The 8,040-nt window shown below is 57.0% G+C and carries 8 protein-coding genes; 2 read left to right on the plus strand and 6 right to left on the minus strand.

What is annotated here, in order from left to right; translation table 11 throughout:
• Window positions 1-4: 4 nt before the first annotated feature.
• From Q0915_RS29925 to Q0915_RS29940, 4 genes are all read right to left on the minus strand, one after another.
• The gene (locus Q0915_RS29925) at window positions 5-676 is read right to left on the minus strand and encodes a DsbA family oxidoreductase (protein WP_299484002.1); all 672 of its coding nucleotides are present in this window, start codon (window positions 674-676) and stop codon (window positions 5-7) included.
• Entirely contained in the window at window positions 669-2,606 is a 1,938-nt protein-coding gene (locus Q0915_RS29930) for a monovalent cation:proton antiporter-2 (CPA2) family protein (protein ID WP_299484003.1), read from the minus strand. Before Q0915_RS29930 ends, Q0915_RS29925 begins: the two co-directional genes overlap by 8 nt.
• Window positions 2,606-3,223: an NAD(P)H-dependent oxidoreductase gene (locus Q0915_RS29935; RefSeq protein ID WP_299484004.1), complete on the minus strand. Its 618-nt coding sequence runs from the start codon at window positions 3,221-3,223 to the stop codon at window positions 2,606-2,608. The genes Q0915_RS29930 and Q0915_RS29935 overlap by 1 nt, the downstream gene beginning before the upstream one ends.
• A 100-nt stretch (window positions 3,224-3,323) precedes the next feature.
• Complete coding sequence (locus Q0915_RS29940; RefSeq protein WP_299484005.1) at window positions 3,324-4,043, minus strand: glutathione binding-like protein; 720 nt, start codon at window positions 4,041-4,043, stop codon at window positions 3,324-3,326.
• Window positions 4,044-4,242: 199 nt separating this feature from the next.
• On the opposite strand from Q0915_RS29940, the gene Q0915_RS29945 reads away from it, so the two are divergent.
• Entirely contained in the window at window positions 4,243-4,614 is a 372-nt protein-coding gene (locus tag Q0915_RS29945) for a helix-turn-helix domain-containing protein (protein ID WP_299484006.1), read from the plus strand.
• Here the strand turns inward: Q0915_RS29945 and Q0915_RS29950 are convergent.
• Both Q0915_RS29950 and iolG read right to left on the minus strand, forming a co-directional pair.
• Window positions 4,596-5,726, minus strand: a complete 1,131-nt coding sequence (locus Q0915_RS29950) for a Gfo/Idh/MocA family oxidoreductase (protein WP_299484007.1) — start codon at window positions 5,724-5,726, stop codon at window positions 4,596-4,598. The two genes, Q0915_RS29945 and Q0915_RS29950, sit on opposite strands and share 19 nt — an antisense overlap.
• 98 nt (window positions 5,727-5,824) lie before the next feature.
• Window positions 5,825-6,823: an inositol 2-dehydrogenase gene (gene iolG / locus Q0915_RS29955; protein WP_299484008.1), complete on the minus strand. Its 999-nt coding sequence runs from the start codon at window positions 6,821-6,823 to the stop codon at window positions 5,825-5,827.
• 153 nt (window positions 6,824-6,976) lie between these two features.
• Between iolG and Q0915_RS29960 the strand changes: the two genes are divergently transcribed.
• Window positions 6,977-7,798, plus strand: coding sequence for a MurR/RpiR family transcriptional regulator (locus Q0915_RS29960; protein ID WP_299484011.1), 822 nt, complete (start codon window positions 6,977-6,979; stop codon window positions 7,796-7,798).
• Window positions 7,799-8,040: the final 242 nt, after the last annotated feature.

Genomic DNA, 8,040 nt, shown 5'->3' on the forward strand with positions numbered 1-8,040 from the left:
GACCTCAGGCGGCCTCACCCGCCAGCAATTGCCGGATGATCGATTCATAAGCGTCGACGCCCTGTGCACCCGTTACCAGATGCCGCCGGTTGAAGATCACGGCCGGAACACCTTGGATCCCGTTCTGTGTCCAGAACGTTTCTTCCTGCCTCACCTGATCCGCATAACGGCCGTCTTCCAGGACACTCAATGCGACTGCTCTGTCGAGACCGACGTTATGTGCGACATCAGCCAGAACATGATCATCGTTGAGATCCCGTCGATCCCGGAAATAGGCGGTGAACAAAGCCATTTTGAGAACGTGTTCCTTGCCCTCGCTCGCGGCCCAGTGCAACAGTTGATGTGCCTTGAATGTATTCACCATCTGCATGTCTTCGGTGAACTTGAACTCAAAGCCCAGTCCGCTTCCAATCTCCGTCAGGCGCTTGCGCGCATCTTCGGATTGCTCTTTTGTCGACCCGTATTTGCGCATGATGTGATCGCGCAGGTTTTCGCCTTCGGCCGGCATATCCGGATTGAGTTCGAAAGGGTGCCATTTTACGCTTGCGGAGGCCTGTGTCCGCTGTATGGCCTGTTCCAGCTGCTTGAAACCGACAATACACCAGGGACAGACAACATCGGAGACGATATCGATCTGAAGAACCTCGTCCATATCAAGATCTGATAAATCAGCCACGGGTTTCTTCTCCTTCGGTTTCCAGTCCCAGGGTCGCATCGCTTTTCGGGGGTGGGTTCCATCCACGCTCCGTGCGGTCATGACGCTCTTCACCGCGATCAACCCTCATGATGTCGAACAGCGTTTCGGCATGGGCGCGCATCGCGTCAATGTAGGATTTGTCGACGCCGCCGTCGTTGTAATTCTCACGCAGATCGTCAAGCATCGCGAAGTCGTGATTGCGAAACTCCTTGGTTTTCGTTCTGGCCCGGAACGGATGCCCGCCAAGCTCGACAAGTGCCTGCCGTCCGAGGGCCAGCGCACCTTCGAACACTTCCCGCTCCGCGATATGGGCCCCGACGTTTTCCAGCTCGTAGACATGGTGGCGATCTCGCGCCCTGGCGAGAATTTTCACCTTCGGATAGGTTTTGGCAACGTGCTCGACCACAAGCGTCTGCTTGTCACGGTCATCGATCGCCGCAATGAAGAGATCCGCATCGCCGACCCCTGCCGTGTGCAGCAGATCGGGCCGTGTGGCATCACCATAAAACGTTTTGATGCCGACCTTGCTGAGGTTCTCAACTGTCTGCGGATCGTGATCCAGGATGACGACGTCATAGCCGCTGGTCAGCAGCAGCCGTGAAATGATCTGACCGAAACGGCCCATGCCCACGATCACGACGCGGCCCTTGCTGTCGATCACATCCGCCTCCCGGTCGGACTTCACCGAGGCCCGCGGAGCGATCACCTTTTCATAGAGTATGAACAGCGCTGGTGTGAGCAGCATCGATATGGCGACGACAAGCGTCATGGTTCGAAGCAGGCTTTGATCAAGCGCGCCGGAACTGCTTGCAAACCCGAAGAGCACAAACGCGAATTCGCCGGCCTGGGCAAGCCCGAGCGCAAATAGCCAGCGATCAGGACCGTCCAGGCGGAACAGCGTGCCAAGCCCGAACAGCAAGGCGAACTTGACGGCCATCAGACCAAGAGCCAGTCCGAAGATGGTGATAGGTGCGCCAAACAGAAGATTGAAATCGATCCCGGCCCCGACGGTCAGGAAAAACAGTCCGAGCAGCAGCCCTTTGAAGGGCTCGATATCGCTTTCCAGTTCATGCCGGTAATCGCTGTCGGAAAGGACAACGCCCGCAAGGAAGGTTCCAAGCGCAGGGGACAGCCCGACAAAGTCCATCAGAAGCGCGATCCCGATTACGAGCAGGAGTGCGGTCGCCGTGAAGATTTCGCGCAAATGCGCTTCAGCGATGAACCGGAAGATGGGCCTGAGCAAATGCCGGCCTGCAATGATGATCGCGATAATCACGGCGAAGATCACGAGTGCCTGGGCCCATCCGGGCAAGGCAGCGAGGGCTTCACCGCCATGCGCGCCACCGCCCTCATGTCCTCCGTTGCCGTCAGAATGCGCTGCGCCGCTACCGGATACGTGACCGACTGCCAGAAGCGGCAAGACGGCGAGCATCGGGATCACCGCTATATCCTGCGTCAGCAACACTGAAAAGGAACTCTGCCCGCCTTGTGTCTTCAGCCAACCTTTTTCATTGAGGGTCTGCAGAACGATTGCCGTTGACGACAGGGCGAGGATCATTCCAAGCGCAAGCGCACCCTGCCACGCAAGGCCAAACGCAAGCCCGATCCCCGCAAAGACGGCTGTGGTACCGACAACCTGCAGCCCGCCAAGTCCGATCAGCTGTTTGCGCATCTTCCACAAGACAGCGGGTTGCAGTTCCAGACCGACCAGAAACAGCATCATCACCACACCGAACTCGGCGAAATGCTGCACTTCGGTTGTCTCCGACCCGACAATCCCGAGGACGGGACCAATGACCACACCGGCGATCAGATATCCAAGCACCGAACCAAGGCCGAGCCTGTTTGCGATCGGCACGGCGATGACGGCTGCGCACAAATAAACGAATGCGTCGCTAAGGAGCTCCATCAGACCACCTCCCCTTTCAAAATGAAATCGTCGAGAACGTCGGTCAGAACGTCGGCCCGGGCCGCCTTTTCAAGATCCAGCCGGTCTGCAACGAGCGCTTTCAGGAGGTCGTCATAGGCATTGCGGTGCACATTGAGCCGCCCTTCTTCAACGGCCCGGCCGGCGCCGAACAGGCAAAACGGCGCAAGGTATTTCATCCGGCAGAGGTCGGCTGTTTTTTCGAACGGTGCGAGCAGGCTACGCAGGTCAGCATGGTTCATTCCCTGCTCCGAATAGGCGTCCGGCTTGGCACCGGTTGTCACCGCATTCAGGAATATCTTGTCGTCGAGCTCATGCCCGTGCTGGCCGTAAGCGAACCCATATTCCAGAACCAGATCCTGCCACTCCTTCATGATCGAAGGAGCCGAGTACCAGTACAGCGGGTGCTGAAAGATAATCACGTCATGCTCGACCAGCTGGGCCTGCTCTGCATCGACATCGATGTCGAAATCCGGATACCGCGCATAAAGATCGACAGCAGTAACGCCCTGTACGGCCTGCGCTGTTTCAAACATCGGATAGTTCACCTCAGACCTGTCCGGTCTCGGGTGCGCAAAAAGTACCAGTACCTTGGCCAAGGAAACCCCCGCTCGTACAAATGAAACAAGGCGGCCAGGCCGCCGGGTCCAACGTTTGTTAATGTTAAGGTTACAGGAGCCCGTGTCGCTCCAACAGATGTTATGTGCGCTTCACATCACTGGAAAAACGCGCGGCATTTTCCTTCAGGAACTCGGACGCATCTGCCTGTCCCCAGAAGGCCGGTTGAGCCTTGGGTATCGTCAGCGCCTTTTGCACCGCAGGGCGTGCGTCGATCCGCTCGAACCAGGCTTGCAGATGATCAAGACCGTCAACGGACACTTTGGCCCAGACATAGGCGCGTGCCCAGGGATAGGTCGCCATGTCAGCAATCGTATAGGTATCGCCGGCAAGCCAGTCGCGCCCTTCAAGTCTTGTGTCCAGCACTTCGAGCAGCCGCCGCGTTTCGTCCACATAACGCTTGACGGAAAACGGCTCTTCATGTCCGTTCGGCGCGGCGATGCGCTGAAAATACATGGCCTGGCCCATCATCGGGCCTATCCCGCCCATCTGGAACATGAGCCACTGAAGGGTTTCGGATCGTGCTTTCGGCTCGGCAGGTAAAAAGCAGTCATACCTTTCCGCGAGATACCAGAGGATCGCACCGCTCTCGAACACTGCAAAATCACCGTTGCTCCGGTCGACAATTGTCGGGATGCGGCCGTTCGGATTGAGCTTCAGGTAGTCCGGCGCCTTCTGCTCCTTCTTCGCAAAATCGATGAAGGTCAGTTCATATGGTATTCCCGCTTCTTCCAGGAAAATCACCGGTTTGTAACCGTTCATCGTGGCGGCGGTATATAGGTGGATATCCGGCTTCGGCATCTGTTGCTCCCTCCGTTACGACGTCTTTCGATTGCGCGCCGGATCGCCCCGACCGGTGAAGAAGATCAACTTCAGCGCACGGCTCTGCTTCATCCCCGGCATATGCTTGACCCGGCAAACAGATGAGGCATAAGGTAACGAAAATCAACCAGTATACTTTTTGTAACCTGCTTGAACTTGTTTTGTTTGGAGCTTCAAGATGGCCGGACGCCTGAAGACAATCGGAAAGAGGCGCGTTGTTTTGAGAGAATGCACTGCCCCCTGTCCGATCGAACGCGGCATGCGCATTCTCGGCGGCAAATGGACCGGTTCCATCCTCTGGCATTTGAAGGACGGCCCGGTCCGCTTCAACGATCTGACGAGAATGCTGGGTGGCGCCAGCAAGAAAATGATTGCAGAGCGGCTCAGGCAGCTTGAAGCACGCCGTCTCGTTTCCCGAACCGTTCTCAAGACCGCACCGGTCTCGGTCGAATATGAGATCACCGACTTCGGCAGGACGGCGCTCGGCTTCCTGGACGAACTCAGGATCTGGAGCGAGTCCCTGCCGGAAGATCAGATGGCAGCGATCTGAACCCGGGTTCCAGTCATACCACTTTCCGCAATCGCATGGATGACGGCTTCGAAATGCAGCGCTTCCTTGAAGGAGGGCAGCGCATCCCGGCCTTCCGAGATCGCACACAGGAATTCATGGGCTTCGATGACCTTGAGGTCGTTGAAACCAAGTTGGTGACCTGCGGCCGGAACGAATTGTCCATAGGGTGGATGAGCAGGTCCGGTAAGAAGCGTCTTGAAGCCCTGCTCTGCCAGTGGACCACGATTTTGATAAAGTCGAAGCTCGTTCATCCGTTCCTGGTCGAACGTGATCATGCCTTCCGTTCCGTGCACTTCGAAGCCGATGTAGCTTTTACGTCCCCAGGCGCTACGCGACGTGGAGATAACACCGTGGACACCGTTTTCGAAGGTGAGCAACGCGGAGGCAATATCCTCGTTTTCAACGTCCCGGCGCTCCAGCGCCCCCTCTCCCATTGGTCGTGTGGCGTGAACGGTCCTGGTTTCCGCAACAAGGCTTTCGATTGGCCCGACGAGGCCGGTTGCCAGTGATATCAGGTGACACCCAAGGTCGCCCAAGGTTCCAAGCCCCGCATCGGCCTTTGTCGCCCGCCAGGTCCAGGCAAGTTCAGGGTCGGCCTGGTAGTCTTCGTCGACCGCGCCGCGGAAATGCACGATCCGCCCGATGGCTCCCTCGGAAATGAGTTTCTGCGCATGCCGGAACGCGGGATTATGAAGGTAGTTGTAGCCGACGATCGTTTTGGCGCCCGTTTCCCTTGAAAGCGCCAGCATGGCGTTGGCATCTTCGAGCGTAAGTGCCATCGGCTTCTCAAGATGGACGTGTTTGCCGGCATAAAGCGCTGCTGTCGCCATGTCCTTGTGGACCTTGTTTGGCGTCGTGATGCAGACGATGTCGACTTTGGGATCAGCAACAAGATCCTTCCAGTCGTCCGTCCCCCTGGCAAAACCGAACTGATTTGCGAAGCTATTCGCCTTGTCGGCGGGCACATCGCACAGAACCTCAAGGCGGGTCTCCGGGACATTTCCGAATACAGCCTTTACCGAGCCATAGGCCAGCGCGTGGCACTTTCCCATGAAGCCAGTGCCGATCAATCCAATGCCCAGGCTGTCCATTTCCACCGATCCTTCTTTGCGATCTGCCGGATCTACACCTTCATCCCGAGGAGGACCTTCAGGTCCGTCTCGAAGGATGAAGCCGAGTGTAAAAAACCTCAGATTTCATCCACGCCGACGGAACGGCGCTCGGCCACCGACTTCAGCGCCGCTTCAGCCAGGATCAGGGCCTTCAGCCCGTCTTCTCCAGTCGGATGCGGGGTCGTCCCGGTTTCAATCGCATGAACGAATGCGGCAATTTCCGCCGCATAGGCCTCGGTGTAACGCGTCATGAAGAAATCATGCAGTGGCGGCCGCACGAACCCATCTTCGGTCGCGACCTCAATAGCAACCGGACGCTGGTTCTCGGCAGCAACCGCGCCTTTGGAACCGTGAACCTCGATCCGCTGATCGTACCCGTAAGTGGCGCGGCGCGAATTGGAGATACTGCACTGCCTGCCGGATGCGGTCGTCAGCACGACGGTTGCACTGTCGTAGTCGCCGAGTTTGCCAATCTCCGGATCTACGAGCACCGATGCCGTTGCATAGACAGTCGTGACCTCTTCGCCGAGGAGAAACCTTGCCATGTCGAAATCATGGACGGTCATGTCCCGAAAGATCCCGCCCGACGACTGAATATACGAAGGCGGCGGGGCCTCGGGATCGCGGGACGTGATCTGTACCATTTCGACAGACCCGACCTGTCCTTCGTCAATGGCGCCGCGCACGGCCTGAAAATGCGGGTCGAAACGCCGGTTGAACCCCAGCATCAGGACCGCCCCGCAGTCCTGAACCGTCTTGAGGCACGACTTAGTCCGCTCAAGAGACAGGTCGATCGGCTTCTCACAGAACACGGCTTTGCCGGCTCGCGCAAACTGCTCGATAAGATCCGCGTGCGTGGTTGTCGGTGTGCAGATGATGACCGCGTTGACATCGTCGGATGCCGCGATGGCGTCGATCGTGCTGACCCTTGCTTCGCAGGTCTGCGCGAGCGCTTTGGCGGCGTCTTCGAAAGCGTCTGCGATCGCAACCAATTTGGCACCGTCCGTCACTCCGACGGCTTTGGCATGAACCTTTCCGATACGTCCGGCCCCCAGGAGGGCGACATTCACGGCCATGATCTTTCCTTTCGAAGCGACTGCGTTACACGGTGCGTGCTCGCAACTTGCCAATTTAGAATAAAAATTCCAAAATCACTTTCCACGGAATGTGTCAAGCAGGAAAAGAACAATACAATGAATGATGCAAGTCAGGAAACGGTTGAAGCGCATGTGAGCAGCGACAATGCACCTGACACGATTGATGCCTTCTTTGCCCGCCTCGGCAACACAGCGGAAGATCTTCCAAAGCGCTTGAAGCAATTTGCGGATTTTATTGCAGCCAATCCCGACCGGGTCGCCGTTTCAACAGTTGCCGAGCTCGCCCAGGGTGCGGATGTTCAGCCGTCGGCGGTGATGCGGTTCTGTCAGGAAATGGGGTTCACCGGTTTTTCCCAGATGCAGCGGTTGTTTCGCTCAAGTTTTTCGCAAAAATGGCCGGACTATTCGACACGTCTTGAAAAACTGCGCGAACACGGCACTGAATCGCCCTCGGCTCTGCTTGCGGAATTTGTCGAGGTCGGGCGCGCTTCCCTTGAAAACCTCATGGCGACGGTGGAACCGCGGGCACTTCAACAGGCCGTGGATGTGCTGGCACGCGCGGAAACGCTTCATCTCGTGGGGTTTCGGCGCGCGTTTCCGGTGACGTCCTATCTTGCCTATGCATTTGAGAAGATGGATGTGCCGGCAGTGCTGCATTCCGGGATCGCCAACATCAACATGGACCATCTCATCAAACCAAATGACGCGGTTATTGCGGTAACCTTCGCTCCCTACACACAAATGACTCTCGACATCGCCGAAAAAGCCAGGGAAACCGGCGCCGATATCGTGGCGATCACGGACGTGGTCACCAGTCCCCTTGCCCGTTTCAAGGCCATCCAGCTTCTGGTTTCCGAGTTGGATGTCGGCGCTTTCCGCGCCTTGTCTGCAAGTCTTTCTCTTGCAATAGCCTTGGCCGTTTCAGTCGGTGCGCAGCGGAACAAGACAAATTGATTTTGGAAAAAATCTGTTGCAATAAATCCAAAATGGAATTTTAATTCCAAAAGTGGCTTGCGAAGGACTGCGCCACCATTGAATTCCGATAGCCGCCCGCAGGACCAACTGCCGCGGTGCTTGTTCTGGGAGGAACGAATGAAGAGGACGTTATTTGCGATGGCTGCAGCTGCCATTGCGTTTACGGGTTTGTCTGGGCCAGTTTTGGCTGAAGGGGAACGTTTTGTTCTTGTGAGCCATGC

The organism is uncultured Roseibium sp. (assembly GCF_947494555.1).
Taxonomy (GTDB): Bacteria; Pseudomonadota; Alphaproteobacteria; order Rhizobiales; family Stappiaceae; genus Roseibium.

Bases quoted from the DNA above. Each gene is read 5' to 3' on its own strand.
- Q0915_RS29950 (WP_299484007.1), bottom strand. From the start codon at position 5,726: ATGGACAGCCTGGGCATTGGATTGATCGGCACTGGCTTCATGGGAAAG.
- Q0915_RS29930 (WP_299484003.1), bottom strand. From the start codon at position 2,606: ATGGAGCTCCTTAGCGACGCATTCGTTTATTTGTGCGCAGCCGTCATC.
- iolG (WP_299484008.1), bottom strand. From the start codon at position 6,823: ATGGCCGTGAATGTCGCCCTCCTGGGGGCCGGACGTATCGGAAAGGTT.
- Q0915_RS29945 (WP_299484006.1), top strand. From the start codon at position 4,243: ATGGCCGGACGCCTGAAGACAATCGGAAAGAGGCGCGTTGTTTTGAGA.
- Q0915_RS29940 (WP_299484005.1), bottom strand. From the start codon at position 4,043: ATGCCGAAGCCGGATATCCACCTATATACCGCCGCCACGATGAACGGT.